The sequence below is a fragment of the Nostoc sp. XA010 genome, assembly GCF_020829625.1.
GTDB lineage: Bacteria > Cyanobacteriota > Cyanobacteriia > Cyanobacteriales > Nostocaceae > Nostoc.
On sequence record NZ_JAIVFX010000001.1, the window covers coordinates 324,351 to 343,051 of the forward strand.

Genomic DNA, 18,701 nt, shown 5'->3' on the forward strand with positions numbered 1-18,701 from the left:
CTCCGTGGGTTCAAGAACCTTAATTTGAGTACCGTAGCAGACCGATTTTTTTTCGACATACTTTCACCTCATATATAGTTTTGCGATCGCCAAAATACCTATTTGCCTTGTTGAAATATATTTTCACTTAATGAATATCTATCTCAATAAGCCTGAAGATATCCTACCAGAGTTATTGAAAGTTTTTATCATTTAGTTTAAGTTAAATTTTGTAAAGTATTTCAGGAAACAAATCGAAAAGGCAGGCGGCGCTTCATTCCATCCCAACTTCTTGTAAGTGGCTTACGATATGCTCACACAATATTCCGAATTATTACTGGTTTCAAAACATATATCGGTAAAAGAAGCTAGAGAAAGTAAATTTTTTGTGCATTTATGAAATTCATCCAAACACTAAAAGTAGCTGTAATTCCTGTTATGGCTGTGTTGAGCTTGTTGTCTGCATCTAATAAAGTACTAGCTGACTATTTAAATAATCAGGGTTCAGGAGGTGATTACCGTTATGAATTATGGTCTACTGATGATAATAGTCGCTACTATTTGAAAGTCTGGTTATATGAAGCAAGTCCAAATAGTAACCCACGCTACACAAGTAGAGCATTCACCTCTACTAGAGAAGCTTTAATTTATTTTGATTGCAAATACGCTGGTAAGAATTTACCTGAATGTCCGAATGTTCAATAATAATTTTTAACCCTTCTCAAAGCATCCTGGGGGGGTTACCCATAGGAATCATATTTAATTTGTAAAAATTCGCGGTGTCAAGATCCCCGACTTCATTAAAAAGTCGGGGATCTAACTAAATTATGATATGATTGCTATATTTGATAATATTTTAAATTGAATAATTTATAAATATAAATTACCTATATTTTTGGTTAATTTTTAATATTTTAAGTAAACTACAGAGGCAAATGTGAAAGCCTAGTTTTCTTCCGATAGTTAAGTGACTGGTCAATATAATTCGTAGTTCGTAATTAAAGAATCAATTACGAATTACGAATTACAAATTACGCTTCGGCGGGTTGATATTCTTCTTGTCTTTCCACAAAAGTCTGTACACGAGTGCGGTAGTTTCTCACAGTCTCATCTACCCATTCGCGATCATTGCTATTTGCATACAAATGCACCAGTGGTTCGCTGGCATCAGGTAAAACTAACAGCCAACTATCATCGTAGGGCTGACAAATTTTCACTCCATCGATGAGTTCTAGGTTTTGGGCTGGATGAGTTTCCACCAAGTAACGCATCAAAGCACCTTTAGCAGTCCACGGGCAGCGTATTGTATAAGTTTTGTGAATTACACGGGGCAATTCTGACCGCGCAGCAGCAAGCGATCGCTCCTGTATAGTCAACATCTCGATTATCTTCGCAATGCAGAACATAGAATCAAATCCCGGATGCAGTTGCGGGAAAATAAAACCAGTCTCTCCACTACCTCCTAGAACCACATTCGGATTTTTTTGACAAGCCTCCATTAAAGCTGTGGGGTTGGCTTTAGTGCGAATCACTCTGCCATCGTGGCGGCGGGCGACTTGTTCAATAGCACTGGAAGCATGAACTGGTACAACTACTGTTCCTCTGGGGTTAGCGGTTAATATCATGTCTACCATCAGTGCAGTTAAAGTTTCCCCACGAATTGGGTAGCCTGATTCATCAACTAAAATTAGTTGTTCTCCATTAGCGGATACTTGCACACCAAAGTTAGCTTTCAATGCCTCCACTACATGACCTAACTGAGTCAGCAGTCCTTCGCGATCGGTGATTGACATCGCCGTTTTATTGACACTGGCATTCAGTACTACTGCATCAGCACCAAATTTATCCAACATTTGAGGTAAAACTGCCCCCGATACTGCATAAACATAGTCAATCACAACTTTTGCGCGGCTGTTGCGGAGTGTATGAACATGCAACAGTTTCTCAAAAGCAGTACAGTAGCGATCCATGACTTGGCTAGGATAAGATACATCGCCAATTTCATGAATTAGCGCCCGCCGCATATCTTCTTTAAAGTAAGCCCCTTCAATTTTCTTTTCCAGGGCTTTGGTGATATTAATGCCCTTGGCATCCATGAATTCAATCAAAATGTAGTCAGGGCGATCGGGGTGTACCCGCACATGGATACCACCAACTACCGACATTGTGGGTATAACCGTGCGAGCAATGGGGATAGCTGTAGCATCGAGGTTTTGAATATCAATACCTACTGACATCAAACCAGCAATAAGCGATCGCGTCACCATCCGAGAGACATTACGCTGGTCACGCGAAACTGTTACTTTAGAACCAGGTTTTAAGGTAGAACCGTAAGCAGATCCCAATTTCACGGCGAATTCTGGCGTGATGTCGATATTAGCTAATCCTTGCACACCACGTTGCCCAAATAAATTCCGTTGGGCGGTATTTCCCCAAATCAAGTTAATGTTTAAAACTGCCCCTGACTCAATCTTTTTACTGGGCCAAACGCGCACGCCGGGGCTAATTTGAGCTTCTTCTCCCACCGTGGAAAGCGAACCCACAACAGCAGCTTCTAATACATGGGCGCGGCGGTCTACACGAGCGCCACGGGAAATTACACAAGCAGAAAGATGTGCTTCATCGCCAATAAATGCCCCATTCCACACTATGGGACGTTTGAGATTCGCATCAGCGCCAATCGTGACATTATCGCCAATTACAGTTCCTGCCTCAATTTGGACTCTTGCGCCGATGCGGCAATTATCACCAATTACTACTGGGGTTTGAATCACAGCCGTCTGGTCGATGTAAGTATTTTGACCTACCCATAACTCATGAGAAACTTGTTTGTAGGCATAATCTAATTGCACTTTCCCATCTAAAGCGTCATATTGAGCTTCCCGATAGGCATCTAAGTGACCAACATCGCACCAGTAACCTTGAGCAATGTAACCATACATTGGCTCATCTTTTGCTAATAGTAAGGGGAATAAGTCTTTAGAAAAGTCGGATTCAATATTTGCTGGCAGATATTCTAAAACTTCTGGTTCGAGAATGTAAGTGCCAGTGTTAACGGTATCGGAAAAAATTTCACTACTAGAGGGTTTTTCTAAAAATCGGCTAATTCGTCTTTCCTCATCGGTAATCACCACCCCAAATTCAATCGGGTTGGGAACCCTGGTCAAAATCAAAGTAGCTTTCGACTTATTTTGTTTGTGAAATGCGATCGCAGCCGTGAGGTCAAAATCTGTTATGCTATCGCCGCTAATGACTAAAAAAGTTTCATCAAGAAGTTCAGCAATATTTTTCACACAGCCTGCTGTACCCAGAGGTTGATCTTCTTCGACGGCATAAGTCATCTGAACGCCAAAATCACTGCCATCTTGAAAATAGTCTCGCAAGACATCAGGTAAATAATGCAAGGTCGCAATAACTTCTGTAATTTGATGTCGTTTGAGGAGATTGATAATATGTTCGGCTATTGGTCGATTAAGGATCGGCACCATCGGTTTAGGCAGATCGCAAGTTAACGGGCGAAGCCGCGTTCCCGAACCCCCCGCCATCAGTACTGCACGCATAAATCCTCCTTAACTAATTACAGCCTTAGCTGCTTGAAAACCTGTCAGATATATTTTCTTCTTCTTTCTCTAGTCTGCTATGGATATCGATATTTGAGGAACTTCCACAAGATGCATTACCGCAGGGCGGAGTCAAAAGTCACACATTCAAAAGTCAAAAGTTTTGTACAAGGCTTTTGCAATATCTTGAACTAAGCGTGGACTACAACCTTTACTCAGTCTTGAATAGATAGACTTTAGCTATAAGCCTCAGAATTCATTCTGAGGCGGTCGTCGGGACTGATGCAAGTTCTGAGTTTTGCAAGTTTTAAAATGGTAGCTTGATTTTCGCCCCACTGTACTAGATTGGGCATGGGGTATTGATTATTAAATATTCTCCTCTGCTTCCCCTGCCTCCCCTGCTCCCTCTGCTCCCCTTGCCTCCCCCACTCCCCGCTCCCCACCTTAGAGCGGGGAGTGTCAATGACAATGATAAAGTTTATATTCGTAGCCATCTATGCTAGGCATTGATTGAGTATCAGGGATAACGCAGGTTTTGACGGCTTCTGCTACTGGTGCGTGAAAGTTTACCAGCCACAAGTCAAAAGGTCGTGGTAATTGATTTAAAGTATTTTCCAGAGCAATGGTGGAAGTATTCGGGTCTTTGTCTTGATGAGCGAGGAGAAACAGAGGTTTTTGGAGTGAATTGGCAAGTTTAATCTCCCTAGCGACTCCCATCATTTCCCCAGTGTGTACATAAGTTCTGTGGGTGGCGGCAATTAGTACTGGTGTGGCTGATGTTTGTTGAATCAGTTGCACAAACAGATCAGGGCGATAATATTTTTGATAGCCGAGATTGCAGATTACTGTAACTGCACTGAAAAATCCCATTAGCCAAATTAACATCACGGCTTTTTTACCGTTTATTCCCCATTTACCTATGCCTTTTATTTCCTTGGGGGGATGCCAACAAACTGCGAGACTTGCCCCTAGTAAAACAACGATCGCGGGAAAGTAAACAAAGTTATATCTAGCACCTCGAGTCAGGTCAATACCCAAAAAGTACGTAAAGATAAAGAATAAAGCGATTGCACTGCTCACTACTCCAGCAAACACCTGAATCATAATCCGGTTTTCTGAGTGCTGTAGTTGAATCTTGATTGCACGCAGCAAAATTGGTACTGCCCAAATAAAAAAAGTCAACATCACCACTCCAGAAGGAATCACAACTAATAGCTGTGAAGATTCAACTGGTAATAGGGAAATCATTGCAATCAATGTTCCTAAAGCTTGAAAAATGGGGCTTAACCAATCTAGTCCAACGCGCGAACCTCGAATCCACTCGGTCAAAACACCACGATTTTTATTTTCTAATAAGATTGGTATCCAAATTAAACCCGCCACACAAGTACCTACAATAACGGCATATATGCGCCGCCAAGGAGGAGAGAAGAAAAGAGAAAATTTGCTGCTAGTCTGGAATTGAAGCCAAGCAAGAAAAATCAAAACTATGGCTTCTGTGCAGAGGGTGAGGCTAAAGAAATAATGAGTAGCAAAACCTAAAGCATTAATTCCTACCCATAAAAGTGCTACCCATATAGGTAAAGGTGTACGGTTTTGAATATGACGTGTAGCAATTACTAAGCAGGTGAGAGAACCAATTACCCATAAGATTGCTAAAGTGTAATGACGCGCTTCTTGTGCTAAAAATACGCCATAAGGTGATATTGCAATCATTGCAGCAGTCAAGTGCCCCACTAATTTCGAGCGAAATGCTACTCTGCCTAAGACGTAAAAGCACGGTATGGAAGCAGCACCGAATATAACTGGTAGCGATCGCGCCCCAAACAGCGATACTAAGCCTCCGTCGCTGGAAAATAATTTCATCCACAGGTAAGCCAGCACAAAATACAGTGGTGGATGATTATCTTGTGTAGCTAAGTTATGAACCACATCACCAATACTAGCTGCTGGGTTTGGTTGCAGTGGTTGCAATAGGATATCAGGCGCGATCGCTTGATCTAGGGGTACTGATAAAAAAGTATTCCCCAAGCTAAACACCAAGGTGGCAAACTCATCAGTCCAAGGAGGCTTTGTAGTTAAGTTGGTTAGACGTAAACTAATGCCGATGATCAACCACATTAAGTTCAGCAATGGGTGAAGCCAGCAAGGAGGGAGGCGAAACTGCCAATTATGCCAATATTTGCGTTGTAAGGTAGACTTTGCATCTGTAGACTTTGCATCTACTATGGGCAGGAAACGGGCAGCATAGACAGGTAGCAACGAGATAATTTTTCTGTAAAAATCAAATGCACCTTGGAAAAAAGCTCTCATTGCCGGGCCTCGCACGAATGGACTTGTAGATTTGACGTTTTAGATTTTAGTTCGTTCTAAAGTCTAAGAACAAAAATCAAAATCTCAAATCCCTCGTTGTGATTATTTCACATCAGTGACGCGCCAGCTAAGTTTCAAATTAATCCAGAAATTCCAGACGGTAGCAACTGCGATCGCTATCAACTTAGCTAAATACTGATTTGTACCCAAGACATTATAGAGAAAGTTAATTATTAGAGCTTGTAATATAACTCCTGCCAAACAGACCGCACTGAACTTCAAGAATCGCTTGAAACGTTGATGCAAAGCACGTTGCCCCTGAGAAATATCACTAAAAGTCCATACATCATTCCATAGGAAATTATTTACGATTGCCACTCCGGCTGAAAGAATCGTACTGCGAGTTAAACCTAAATGAATTACAGTACGCAGCAAGTGAAACACTGTTAAATCCACAAACACACCACTAAAGCCAACCAACCCAAAACGGATAAATCGACCGATGGGGAAATTGACTTTTCTACGCAATCGTCCTACTTTCCCTGTGGAAAGCCGCAATCGCACTAAGTGGTGGATGTAATCTATATATTGCTTCCATGTCACCTTACTCTCGCCCTCTTTGCGTTCACAGAACACATACCCAACTTCGGCAACTTGGTCTACTTTTCCCCGTCCGATTACTTCTAGGAGAATTTTGTATCCAACTGGATTGAGTGTTGCATTTGCGATCGCACTCCGGCGCACCATAAAATAACCACTCATGGGGTCGGAAACTCTTCCCAGTACCCCCGGTAAGATCACTAAACCCAATAATTGAGCGCCACGAGACAAGATACGCCTAACAACACTCCAGCTACTGACACCCCCTCCGTCCACATGACGACTGGCTACTGCCAAATCTGCTCCCTCCTCAATACTACGCAATAGTTGCATCAGCACCTCTGGTGGATGCTGCAAATCTCCATCAATCACCCCCAAAACATTCCCTGTGGCTGCTTGCCACCCACGAATCACCGCAGAGGATAGCCCCCGTTCCTGTTGGCGTCGCATCACCCGCAACTGAGGGTATTCTGTCGTCAAGGATTGTGCTATTTCCCAAGTTCGGTCTGGGCTATCATCGTCTACCACAATCAATTCATAGTGTCCTGGAATAGATTCATCCAGTAACTGACTCAATATGTTGACCACATTCTTGATGTTTTCACGTTCTTTATAAGTAGGAATTACTAGAGAAAGATGGATAGATTCACCACTTATACTTACACCGTTAGGGGGCAGATCTAAAATCTTTAGTGGCCCAGTTGGTACTGTTAACAGCGAGTTGGATGAGTTTGGCTTCATAATTTCACCTTACAGAAGAAGGATGTGTAAAAACCGAGAGAAACAAAGCCGAACATCTGCTGGCTTGATTGACTGAACCTGGTTAGTTAATTGATGAATACTTTTATTGCAGTTAACTGTTTTGAAAAGTTTAGTAATTTCCGCGCCTCAATTCAAAATATTTTCCTAAACTTCATCTAAACTTTACATTTAACCACTCAATTTTATGGTATAATTATGAAAGTATAAAACTTTTTTATATAAACAATCAATACTGTACCATTAGTTAGCTGAGTCAGCAAATATACTGTTTATCTATGCTATGTGAGGACTTCTGAGTATTAGTAGGTCTAATGTCCCAATCCGAAATCATCCGTGGTAGTAGCTGTAGGGTAGGTTACGGAGATTGTAATGCACCCTATGATATATTCGGTGCTAGGCTAACTATACGAGCTTTTAATGACTCACTAAGTACTAGTTCACAAAATCTTAAAATTGGTAGTAAACAAAAAAGTGGTAAATCCGAATCAAGAGCTAATTGCATTCTGAATCCTGAACTCTGACTTCGGAATTCTTCTTGATTCCAGATAAATATCAAGACAATTTAGTGAATAAACTTGCGCTTTTGGGCACTGGAATGCTGTGTCCCTACGATAGATGTGCTTTAAATAAAAACTGCTCTGATAACTATATCTCAAGCGTAAGAACAGCAAAGCAACTCCAAATATTCGCATAGCGTTTCGTAGAAAAGAAAGGCAATCCTAGCCAGACTTTTGGCGATTGAGAATCTGCAAATAAATGCATGTTACCTTATTAAAGTCAAGTTTTTTCGACTTTTCCAAGAATTTATCAACATTTAGCGATATATATATAAATAAAGTTAACAAAAATTAATAAAATACGAAATGAGTATACTATTTAGCAGCGATTGGATAGTAAATATCTCGAAAGTAACAGCATAAAGTCCCCCAAGAGGGCATTGCAAAAAAGGTGAAAATTTTGTTTGTTATTAATTTAATGCCTTTGTTTTATTGCTTGTATTGAGTAAATAAACGTCTATTGTACAGGGTAGATCATGCATATTCCTGATGGATTTGTTTCTGTTCCAGTGGCAGGGGCTACTGGTTTAGCGAGTGTAGCAGCACTCTTTATTGCTTTGGAGCGATCGCAGGAGGCTTTTGGTATCCGTCGTGCGCCCATACTGGGACTAACTACCGCCTTCATTTTTGCCGCCCAGATGATCAATTTTCCCGTAGCAGGGGGTACTAGTGGTCACTTATTGGGGGGAACCTTAGCTGCGATCGTTTTGGGGAGTCCTTGGGCAGGAACGTTGTGTATCGCCACAGTTTTAATTATTCAAGCTGTGCTGTTTGCTGATGGTGGCATTACAGCCTTGGGAGCGAATATTTTGAACATGGCAGTAGTTGGTGTTTGGGTTGGCTGGGTTTTAACCCAAACCTTGCAGCGACTGTTTGGGGGGTCTAAAGGGCGGTTACCTTTAGCTGCTGGCATTGCAGCTGGTGTAAGTGTAGTGGTAGCGGCTGTAGTTTGTGCCATTGAGTTAGCCCTTTCAGGAACTGCACCCGTAGCCATAGTTTTACCAGCTATGACTGGTGTCCATATTCTGATTGGCATCGGCGAAGGGATAATTACCGGGGGTGTGCTGACTTATTTAGCCACAGCCAGACCAGATTTGTTACCAGGGGAACAGCAGGAGTTTCGCGGTTGGTCTGTACCCATTGTCACCATCTTCTTGATTGCAGGAGTGCTGTCACTCTTTGCCTCAGCATGGCCTGATGGTTTGGAGAAAGTTGCCGAAAACACGGGCTTCATCGACTTAGCCAGTAAAGTACGGGTAATTGTGCCGACTCCCTTAGCTGACTATGGTATTGAAGGTTTAGGATCAATTGGCACAAGTATCGCTGGGCTTGTAGGAGCTACGGTTTGCTTTGCTGTTGCCTTTGGAATTGCCAAGGTAGTGAAAGCGAAGAATGCTTAAATTTTCCTTACCGTTACGTTTGCAACTGTCATTAGTGATTGTAGTGGGAGCAGCTTTATTAAAGCATTATGCTTGGTATTGCTTGGGTGTATATGGCGCGATCGCACTTTTGTGGGCTTGGCTGTTGCGCGTACCCATTCGTCGCTTGGGAGGATTACTCGGTACAGAATTGATTTTTTTGTCATTGCTGGCATTGCCCTTGGGATGGGAACGAGCCAGTTTTTTGCTAGTTCGTTCTCTGATTTGTTTGGTTACCATGAATAGTTTTTTGTTAACCTTACCGCCCCACAGTTTCGGCATCGCCCTCAAAGGCTTACCTGTACCAGGACCTTTAAAAGAAAATTTGTTATTAGCAGGGCAATATATGGAAATTTTGCTCTCAGAAGTGACGAGGATGCAGCGTAGCGCTCAATTACGCGGTTTGAATGGAACTGCGGCATGGCTGCGCTACGCCAGTGCTGCCATGATTGGAGCCTTGTATCTCCGTAGTCTAGACAGGGCAGAGCGAGTCTATGCAGCAATGGTAACTCGTGGTTACAACGGGCAATTGCCCATAGATTCTACCCTCAGACCAAAAGAGCGTTTTGCCATACTAGCAGCTTGGGCGATCGCTAGTTGTGTAACTCTTGCTTCTTACAGAGTTTAGTGCAGTTGTGAATATAGAGTTTGTGAATCTTGAAATCTTTAACTTCTAATCCCCAATCACCAACCGATAATCCCCACGCCGCCGTAGTTGAGGTTGAGAACTTAGCGTATGCCTATTCCCGCCAAGAGCCAGTATTACAAGAAATTTCTTTTACCTTAAATGCGGGCGATCGCGTAGCGTTGATGGGAGCAACTGGTTCTGGAAAAAGCACCTTACTAGAGAACCTTATCGGCTTAAAAGAACCGCAAAGTGGCAAAATTACGATTAATGGCATCCCAGTAGAACCGAAAACTCTACCCCAAGTCCGTCGTCAAATCGGCTTTAGCTTCCAAGATGCCAACGACCAACTATTTATGCCGACCATCTTGGAAGATATCACCTTTGGCCCACGCAACTATGGAATGTCACCAGCAGAGGCAAGCGATCGCGCCCGACAGTTATTAGCTGATTTTGGACTCGTTGCCTACGCTAATCGTTCCGCCCACGAACTCTCTGGTGGACAAAGACGCCTGGCTGCCCTAGCCTCAATTTTAGCCTTAGACCCGACAATTTTAATTTTGGATGAGCCGACTAACGGTCTTGATCCAGCATGGCGGCGGCATTTAGCGCAAGTGTTGTTAAAGTTACCCGTGCAGGTGATGTTAATTGCTTCTCATGACCTACATTGGTTAGGCAGAGTTACTCAACGCGCTTTAGTACTGTCTAATGGTCGCATTCAAATAGACAGCAATATTCAGCCACTTTTGCAAGATGGTGCTACTTTAGACCAGTTGGGTTTGCCAATAGGTTGGTAATTCCAGATGAGGGGGAGAAGAGGGGCAGGGGGAGCAGGGAGAGAGAAGAATTACTGAACAATAACTAATAACTCTCTTTCCTCAATAGCCTCCTCTGCCTTGTTTTCTCGTAATATTGGATACTTATTCTCGGTTTTATTGTTGTTGGGGTGTTAATGTCTGTTTCACATAAATATACTGTTCTTGCTTCTGTTAGCCTAAGCATTGTTTTATTCATTACTAGTTGCAGCGAAAATAAAGTTTCCCAGTGCCAGCGATTGGTTCGAGTTGTAAATGCCGGAACTTCTCTGATTGATAAAAATAAAGGAACGCAAGTGATTACCAGCATACAGCTATCTAAAGATTTAGAATTTGTAACTAAATCGATTAGGGAACTGAATTTAAAAGATCCTAAGCTGAAAGAATTTCAAAGCGGTTTTGTCAAGATTTTTCAAAATCTTAGTCAAGCGGTAGCCAAAGCCGCTAGGGCGCTTGGTGCGACCAAAACAGCAGATGCCTCGGCATCTGGTAGAGAAAAAATCCAAAAGGCCAGAGATGAAATTGACTCAGCACTGACAACAGCTACAGCACTTGGCAAGCAGTCGGATACATTAGTCAATCAGATGAATAAATACTGTAGCCAGCCAGAATAATCTATCTGATGGGGCACAAGTATTTTACACTCTTGGCAAAAACTTTAGGATGCTTCTGGAACTCTAGCAGGGCAAAATTAAATCAATATAATAGTTAGGACAGGGGCAACATTCCCATAAAAAAAGTCCACAGGAAGGTTTTCAGCAGCGTTTTTGCCGCTCAGACTTTCTTTATATAGTAGATTTGACCCTAATGATTTTCTGGCTATACTAGTGATTTCAGCTGATTGATAAATTTATTCCCCAGTATGAAAGACATAAAACTCTAAATTTCAGACATATAAGTGTGCATTTCCTTTTAAGTGACACAAAAGCCTTGTTTGGTCTTGGAGTAAATAAATTTCCTTGGGGGTACAAAAATTTTATCAGTCAATCACTAAGGTTAACATCAACACTACAGAGTGAATCTAGATCAATCAAACGTCTTCTGAGTTAGCACCTATGAAAGAAGAATTGATAGCCAGAGTTGTGCAGATATTACGAATTAATATGAGTTGGATGACTTGGAATTTATTTCTGGCTTTTATACCTTTAGCTTTGAGTGTGTGGCTATTTCGCTTTAGGCGTGGTGGCTCTTGGCTTTGGTGGCTAGGATTTTTAGTTTTTTATGCTTTTTTACCGAATGCACCGTATTTGTTGACTGATGTAATTCACCTGATAGACGATATCCGAAAGATTCAATCGGTGTGGATGATTACTTTAGTACTTATTCCTCTGTATTTATTAGTAATTATCGGTGGATTTGAAGCTTATGTAATATCGTTAATTAATTGGGGTTACTACTTACATCGCATCGGTAAGAGCCAATGGATTTGGCGCGTTGAATTGATTACACATTTTCTGTGCGCTATTGGTGTCTATTGGGGACGATTTTTGCGTTTCAACAGTTGGGATTTGATTACTCAACCTGATGCCTTGCTTACCAAAGGGGTAGAAGAAATTCTAGGGAAACAACCCCTAGTAATTATTGCTATCACCTTTGTGGTACTTACAGGTTTGTACTGGATCATGAAACGAGTAACTTTAGGTCTTAGCCAACGGGATAGTAAAATAGGCGTAAACTCAGGAAGCGCAAACTCTAACACGCCAAATATTTGATGTTTGAGGCGATATCCTAAATCATTTAACTTAACACGAATTGGTTCTGAAGTTGGCAATTCTTCATCTGCATAACCAAATTTCTCAATTAATTGATGTCTCACTTCACCAGCACTCAGGCGCGTGTAGAGCCTTTGACTTTTAAAACTTGGATCTATCTGACTTTGACCATCAACCAACTTTTTGATATCTGATAAAAGATTTGGTAGATGTGATTCTGCTTTATAACGTCCTCGACCTCGATAATTATCTACACAAGTAATACCCCTAGTTAATTCTTTAATTCCTTTACTAATTGTGACACGATTCCATCCTAACTCTTGCTCTGCTTTCAACTGTCCTCCGTGTCCTAATGCTGCAACTATTTGTGCTATAAATTTACGCTTGGCAGTTTCCTTCAACAAGTTTTTCAATGAATCCGTTAGTTGTATTGACACCTGAAACATCCCAAAATCGAATCATCATTGAATTTACTACAAATTGGGGTGGGATAGGCTGCTAACGGTAGCCTATCCCCTAACAATAATTATCATTCTTAGGAACTGTATATTTTATTTTCTGGAAGTCCCCAACGGTAATCCCTTCTAACTCGGAATTTATCGGTGTGTTTGACAAGCACCAAGTCATTGAGGAGCCGTGTGAATCTAACGATTCATGCACGGTTTTGTAGCCGAGTCAGGAGGGTGACTTCCTGGCTTAGGCATCCACCTAACATTGGGCCAATTAGTAGCGAAAGACTGCTGCAACAGGTGCCTCATCCGGCACTGCTCCTGGTTCAACGGCGTACACCGTTCCCCCATGAAAGATCGTTTGAATTGCTGCTGCATTCAGCAAATCTTCATCGCCCGGTTGAGCCTCATTGTGCCTTTCAATCTCCATTGAGTCCGGATCAAAATGTCCCCATTTTTGCACACCGACCGGAACAAAAAGCTGTTCTACACGACCATAAAACGCGCCTTGAATGACTTCATCCAAGTCGTTTGATCCTTTGCCAGCGGCGATCGACTCATGATAGTAATCAATTGCTTTTTGCTGGTCTGCTTGAAATAGCGGCTCCACGATCGCCCAGGCTTCTGCATGAAGTTCTTGTGCTGTTCGCTCCTTCGTGTTGTGTTGAATTCCTTCTTCCACAATGAAATTGTAGGTATTCGCCTCTTGGTAAATCGGCAGTAAATAGTTAACCCCAGCTAGCACAAGTGGCGATCGACGATTGCGAAAGAAGTCATGCAAGCTTTTATCCACTAGATAAAAATATCGCAGCAACTCTTCTTTGACGTTTTCACGCCCGCCGCCGTGTCCGTGATAGGAACCACCCGCTTGCAAAGCTGAACGACCTGCACCCGCGCCCTGGCGTCGCTGTTCATCTTTCGACGTTTCTTCGTCATACTGCAAGGCCTCATCCATACTCTTCGGCAAGCCTTCGATTTCAACTTCACGCGTCATGCCATAGCGATTGCCTTCCAAAAGACGCACATCGCGCTGACCGAGCGTGAGAATATAAAAGCGGTTATCTCCGCTCAACAGGGGAATTAACGGCTTGAGATGAAAGCGAGTGTTCACGACCACCAGTTCAATTATGTCGATCGGCACACGATAGAAGCGGAAGAATCCTTCTGAAATGAATAAAGCTAAACCTGCGTCCTGATGCTGCCAAAAGTCATCTTCATCCAACTCGATCGCGGGTTGAAGAAATTGATCTAGATCAGTCGAAGGCAATTCGTATTTTCCTATCTCTGCTTCTGCCTGCCGAATGAGATTCTTAAAGCGGACAGAGTTTTGCTGAATTTCTGACCCAAGCTGCGCGGTCGGCATGTAGATCGATACACATAGCCCTTGCGGCTGTTCAACGAGTTCTTTCAGTTCTTCGATCGAAAGGAAGCTCATATTATTTATTAAGGTGAAATTAAAGAGAGATAAAGGCAGGTTTTGCACATAACAATCGTAAAAAATTTTCCAAGCTGAAGCCCCTGCCGAATGGTAGAAAAAGCTTGACCGTTTAGAAGGGGTAGATCTAGCGAAGACACGCCCATTAATATTGGACTTTGGACAGAAAAGAAGTGTTTGCGTAAACTACGACTGTGTTGGCGAATTCAAAAAAGCCATGCTTTCGGGTTAGCAAGGTGAGGGTTAGTAGCTTTGCTAACTCTTGCCAACTCCGTAATGAAATTCACACGAATTATTTGGTGGTGATACTGGTAAAGCATCTAACAACCTCCAAGAAGTTATCTCAGGCGCTTATTACCAACGAGTGGATTCATTACTAGTACAGCACGGCGTAAATAAAGCACCCATTCCAAATCAATGAAACGCTTAGGCTGTATTTATTTTGACTTTTGACTTTTGACTTCCGCCTTGCGGTACTAGTTGCAGTTGGTCAGCAACAGTGGGGTTTATTCGATCCAACCTCAGAAACGGTTTATTTGCACCCAGAAAAAGAAACTGGTGATGAGGATTTGTTGGATTTTGTCGCTGCTCATACCTTATTAAACGGTGGCACGGTTTACGCTGTTCCCTTTGAACAGATTCCACATAGCACAGCCGTTGCGGCAATTTACCAATATTGACATTTTGATGGTGTTGTATAAAGTTGAATGTGCTATATACAACAGCAACGATGATTACTATTCGCTCTTTTATCAGTCAATCTCTAATCGGTTTAGCTCTTTTGAGTGCAACGGCTGTATTTACCCAGACTGCAACAGCAGAAACAATAACTGGGCAATCGGGGAATGTGCGAGCAGAAATATCCTACGAGAAGCTAGAGGAATATAAGTATAAAAATGTACGGTTGAAAATTATCCGAGCAGGTAAAACTGTTTTGGATCAAAAACAGCTGCAAGACAATGAATATGACAGACCTGTGGGGAATATATCTGGACAAGAAAATAACTTACCAGTGCGAGACTTGGACGGTAACAAAGAACCAGAAATAATTGCCGATTTCTTTACAGGTGGAGCGCACTGTTGTACTTATTCATTGATTTATCGCTATGACAATAAATCCCAAAAGTATATTAAGATTCGTCATGAATGGGGCAATGGTGGCTATCGGCTCAGAGATTTAGACAAAGATGGACTGCCAGAGTTTGATAGCCAAGACGATCGCTTTGCCTATGCTTTTACAGCTTATGCTGGTTCTGGCTACCCTCTGCAAATTTGGCATTATCGCCAAGGTAAAATGGTTAATGTAACTCGCCGCTATCCTAAATTAATCTCCAATCATGCCTCAGAGCTATGGCAAACTTATACCCAAGCACGGCAACAAGGCGGTGATGGCAAGGGCTTTTTAGCAGCTTATTTGGCAGATAAATATCTGCTAGGTCAAGGACAGGATGGATGGGGGCGAGTGCAGCAAGCTTACAAAAACAGCGATCGCACCAAATTTTTCGCCGATTTACGGAAGTTTTTCCGCGAAACTGGCTATATTAGATAAAATTACTTTTTTCCCTGTTTTAATTCACGTCGTGCTGCTGCTAGAATTATACGCTGTTCGGCACGAGCGATCGCCTGGTATGTTCGCTCTACTGCTTCCGGTTCAACGGAAATGGATGTTATGCCCCATTCCACTAACTTATCGATGATTTCTGGATAGATGGCTGGTGCTTGACCGCAGATTGAACAAGGGATACCGGCACTTTTAGCCATTTGGATTAGTTGAGCGATCGCACTCATAACTGCCGGATGACGTTCATTAAACACTTTTCCTAGCTGTCCTTGCTCTCGATCCACTCCGAGCAATAATTGGGTCAAATCATTTGTACCAATAGAAATTCCGGCTGCACCTGCTTTGACATATTCTGGCAGTAAAAACAGGACGCTTGGCACTTCTGCCATCATCCACAATTGAAACTGTGACACCTCAGTTAAAAGAGCTTGCTCAACTTTGCGACGGCAAAAGACAAATTCTTCCACAGTCCGCACAAAAGGCAACAGTAGATTTACGTTCCTGTAACCAGCTTGCTGGACACTCGCTAAAGCTTGCAGTTCCAACTCAAATACAGCGGGATTTCGTAAATAGCTAAAAGTACCACGTTCACCTAACATCGATTGTGTTGAAGATTGTAAATTATCACTCAATGATGGTAAATCCTGTGGCCAATCTAAAGAACGATAAAAAACTGGTCTTGGTGCAAAAGCACGGGCAAACTGCATAATTTGCTCAGACCATCGCTCTAACAATTCTGTTTGCCGCCCGCCTAAAATCCAACTATTAGGATGTTGCCCGGACAATATATTTAGTACCATCAATTCTGAGCGCAACAATCCCACTCCATCCACAGGAAAGCTTTGCACTTGTTCTATTAAACTAGACTGACTCAAGTTAACCAGCAGTTGGGTAGCAATCATAGGTAGATGAGAACCAAGAGCAAGACGGGATGGGGAGATAGCAGGAAGGAGAGGATTTTCAGCCACTTTTCTCCTCTCCATCTCTTTTTCTCTCCCACTTTCCCCTTCTTCTTTGATCCGATAAACTTCTCCTTTATCGCCATCGAGTAGCAGTCGTTCGCCGGTTTTGATTAAGCTTGTAGCAGATGTTGCGTTAACTACTGCTGCGATACCTAATTCTCTGGCAAGAATTGCAGCATGACTGGTTAATCCGCCTTGTTCAGTAATAATACCACCAACCTGGTGCAGTAATGGTAACCAATCAGGTGCGATCGCTGTTATTACTAAAATCACTCCCTTGGGTAATTGTTCGGGTTTGTGTTGCGGATTATTAATTACTAGAGCAGTCGCCACAACACGTCCTCCTGCCGCTCCTATTCCCCTGATGAAGTGTCTGTGGTTAATTACAGATTGGGGAGAACTAACTTGTGTTATGTAGAGCTTGCTAGATGTATTTTGCCCGGCGATAGTCCATTTAATGATAAAGCTTTTACCCAGTTCACTCACCAGTTGAGTTCCCAGAGCAATTATTTGTTGGATGTATTCTTCTTGTAAAGCGTACTGTTTTTGTTGGGCTGACTGAATTAGGTAGGTAGTTAGACAAGTATGATCTGGTGTTAGCGCTGACTGGGATACAGGTTGCGAAAAAGCTCCAGGTGCTGCATTATCCACACCATAAGCGAGCATTTTATTGCCCAACTGTTGCTCAAGCACAATTCCGGTTGTCTGTTGAATATAGTAAATATCTGGCTGGACTTCGCCAAGAGCGATCGCAATTCCTAATCCCCAAGTAGCTTCAATTTCCCATCCCGAGGAGTTGGCACTCAGCAAGCCACTGGCGATCGCATTCTCAATAGGTTGAACCAAAACGGCTAAACTGATTTGTTGCAGGTTAATTCCTGCCCGTTGCCAATATAGTAGACTTCTGGCACGAAATATCTGGCTCCAGGTACGCTTTAGGGCAAAAGCGATCGCTTCTGGTTCGCATTGGCAAAACACTGACTCCAGCAAACCAGATATATTCTTCATACTGGGAGTAGCATTTGATACTGCTAAGGTAGGTCGAAGAATCAAACAGCCAGTTTGCCATTCTCTAGCTGCTTGGAAAATTGTATTCACCCAATCCTGTGGCACAGTCGCAGTGAGAATTTCTTGGCGCAAACGACCTGCTACCTGCTGGAGTTGACGCCAATTAGCTACATCCAGGTGTAACGAAGAATGGGGTAAGTCAGCCACTAATGACTCTGAACTATTGAGATTTTCGAGAAATTCTCGCAAAATTTCTGCCGAAACGACAAAACCAGGCACCACCGGATAGCCACGCTGCATGATTCTGCTCAAGTAAAATGCTTTGTCACCTACTTTGGCGCGGTCTTGTAGTTTAATTTGGTCTAGCCAGTAGAGTTTGTCCACTCAATTTGTTAGTTGTCAGTTATCTATTTGTAGCCATAGCCATTTCCTGTTAGTACTTTATCAGCCGGAAATCCACTGACTCCCTACTAAAAGAGGACTTTCCAGCATTTACGTTTAATTTGCCGACCTTATTAGTGGTTAATTGCCAGTTACACGATGTATTGCTGTAATTCAACTCCTTTGTAATTCAAATATTTTCCTTCATTTAGCCTCTCTTTTCTAAAATCGGGGGTTTAGCTGTTTGAGCGAGTTATAGATGGCGGTATTATATTTAATTATTGAGTGTATGGGTTAAATCTAGTAATTTAAGGGAGAATTTTATGGTTCAGTCATTTTAAATAGTTTAAAAACTCTATTTAATAAACTTAAAGTTTATTTTTGAGCAAAATAATATTTTATTGGTAAATAATCCTAACAAGCTAAGAGATTAAGTCATACCAAGAAAGTATTAACGAATTAATAGAATCGAAATATGATATAGGCTATTAAATTGCACTCGTTAAATTAGACTCCATCAATAAAAGACTAAAATATTTTTGCACTATTTTTGTAAAAATATTA

At 42.2% G+C, this 18,701-nt stretch carries 12 protein-coding genes and 2 pseudogenes; 8 read left to right on the top strand and 6 right to left on the bottom strand.

All coding sequences use genetic code 11. The annotated features are described in order from the left end of the window. Positions 1–375: 375 nt before the first annotated feature. Positions 376–684 carry a hypothetical protein gene (locus tag LC608_RS01395; protein ID WP_229551821.1) on the top strand — a complete coding sequence of 103 codons (309 nt, stop codon included), beginning with the start codon at positions 376–378 and terminating at the stop codon, positions 682–684. 326 nt (positions 685–1,010) lie between these two features. Here the strand turns inward: LC608_RS01395 and LC608_RS01400 are convergent, their stop codons facing one another. The 3 genes from LC608_RS01400 to LC608_RS01410 all read right to left on the bottom strand — a co-directional run bounded on the left by LC608_RS01400 (position 1,011) and on the right by LC608_RS01410 (position 7,193). Next, positions 1,011–3,539: a mannose-1-phosphate guanyltransferase gene (locus LC608_RS01400; RefSeq protein ID WP_229551822.1), complete on the bottom strand. Its 2,529-nt coding sequence runs from the start codon at positions 3,537–3,539 to the stop codon at positions 1,011–1,013. A 459-nt stretch (positions 3,540–3,998) separates the two neighbouring features. Continuing rightward, positions 3,999–5,852, bottom strand: coding sequence for a glycosyltransferase (locus tag LC608_RS01405; RefSeq protein WP_229551823.1), 1,854 nt, complete (start codon positions 5,850–5,852; stop codon positions 3,999–4,001). A gap of 102 nt (positions 5,853–5,954) precedes the next feature. After that, positions 5,955–7,193, bottom strand: coding sequence for a glycosyltransferase (locus LC608_RS01410; RefSeq protein WP_229551824.1), 1,239 nt, complete (start codon positions 7,191–7,193; stop codon positions 5,955–5,957). A 1,054-nt stretch (positions 7,194–8,247) separates the two neighbouring features. Here LC608_RS01410 and LC608_RS01415 point away from each other — a divergent pair. From LC608_RS01415 to LC608_RS01435, 5 genes are all read left to right on the top strand, one after another. After that, on the top strand, positions 8,248–9,171 hold the full coding sequence (locus LC608_RS01415) for an energy-coupling factor ABC transporter permease (RefSeq protein ID WP_229551825.1): 924 nt from the start codon (positions 8,248–8,250) through the stop codon (positions 9,169–9,171). Next, positions 9,164–9,817 (top strand): energy-coupling factor transporter transmembrane protein EcfT, encoded by a 654-nt coding sequence (locus LC608_RS01420; protein ID WP_229551826.1) that lies wholly within the window; start codon positions 9,164–9,166, stop codon positions 9,815–9,817. Before LC608_RS01415 ends, LC608_RS01420 begins: the two co-directional genes overlap by 8 nt. Positions 9,818–9,846: 29 nt before the next feature. Then, entirely contained in the window at positions 9,847–10,611 is a 765-nt protein-coding gene (locus tag LC608_RS01425; RefSeq protein ID WP_229551827.1) for an energy-coupling factor ABC transporter ATP-binding protein, read from the top strand. A 155-nt stretch (positions 10,612–10,766) separates the two neighbouring features. After that, on the top strand, positions 10,767–11,243 hold the full coding sequence (locus LC608_RS01430; protein ID WP_229551828.1) for a hypothetical protein: 477 nt from the start codon (positions 10,767–10,769) through the stop codon (positions 11,241–11,243). Positions 11,244–11,684: 441 nt separating this feature from the next. Next, a complete protein-coding gene (locus LC608_RS01435) occupies positions 11,685–12,341 on the top strand; it encodes a DUF1361 domain-containing protein (protein ID WP_229551829.1) in 657 nt (218 codons plus the stop codon). On the opposite strand, the pseudogene LC608_RS01440 reads toward LC608_RS01435, so the two are convergent. Both LC608_RS01440 and LC608_RS01445 read right to left on the bottom strand, forming a co-directional pair. Next, positions 12,305–12,772 (bottom strand): annotated as a pseudogene (locus LC608_RS01440) (ISAzo13 family transposase); the annotation flags it as partial. The gene LC608_RS01435 and the pseudogene LC608_RS01440 overlap by 37 nt on opposite strands. A 292-nt stretch (positions 12,773–13,064) precedes the next feature. Beyond that, on the bottom strand, positions 13,065–14,273 hold the full coding sequence (locus LC608_RS01445) for a hypothetical protein (RefSeq protein ID WP_229551830.1): 1,209 nt from the start codon (positions 14,271–14,273) through the stop codon (positions 13,065–13,067). A gap of 238 nt (positions 14,274–14,511) precedes the next feature. On the opposite strand from LC608_RS01445, the pseudogene LC608_RS37440 reads away from it, so the two are divergent. After that, a pseudogene (locus tag LC608_RS37440) lies at positions 14,512–14,905 on the top strand (hypothetical protein); the annotation flags it as partial. A 29-nt stretch (positions 14,906–14,934) separates the two neighbouring features. Then, positions 14,935–15,774: a hypothetical protein gene (locus LC608_RS01455; RefSeq protein ID WP_229551832.1), complete on the top strand. Its 840-nt coding sequence runs from the start codon at positions 14,935–14,937 to the stop codon at positions 15,772–15,774. Between the two features lie 2 nt (positions 15,775–15,776). Here the strand turns inward: LC608_RS01455 and LC608_RS01460 are convergent, their stop codons facing one another. Continuing rightward, complete coding sequence (locus LC608_RS01460) at positions 15,777–18,140, bottom strand: putative PEP-binding protein (RefSeq protein WP_229551833.1); 2,364 nt, start codon at positions 18,138–18,140, stop codon at positions 15,777–15,779. Between the last annotated feature and the right edge of the window lie 561 nt (positions 18,141–18,701).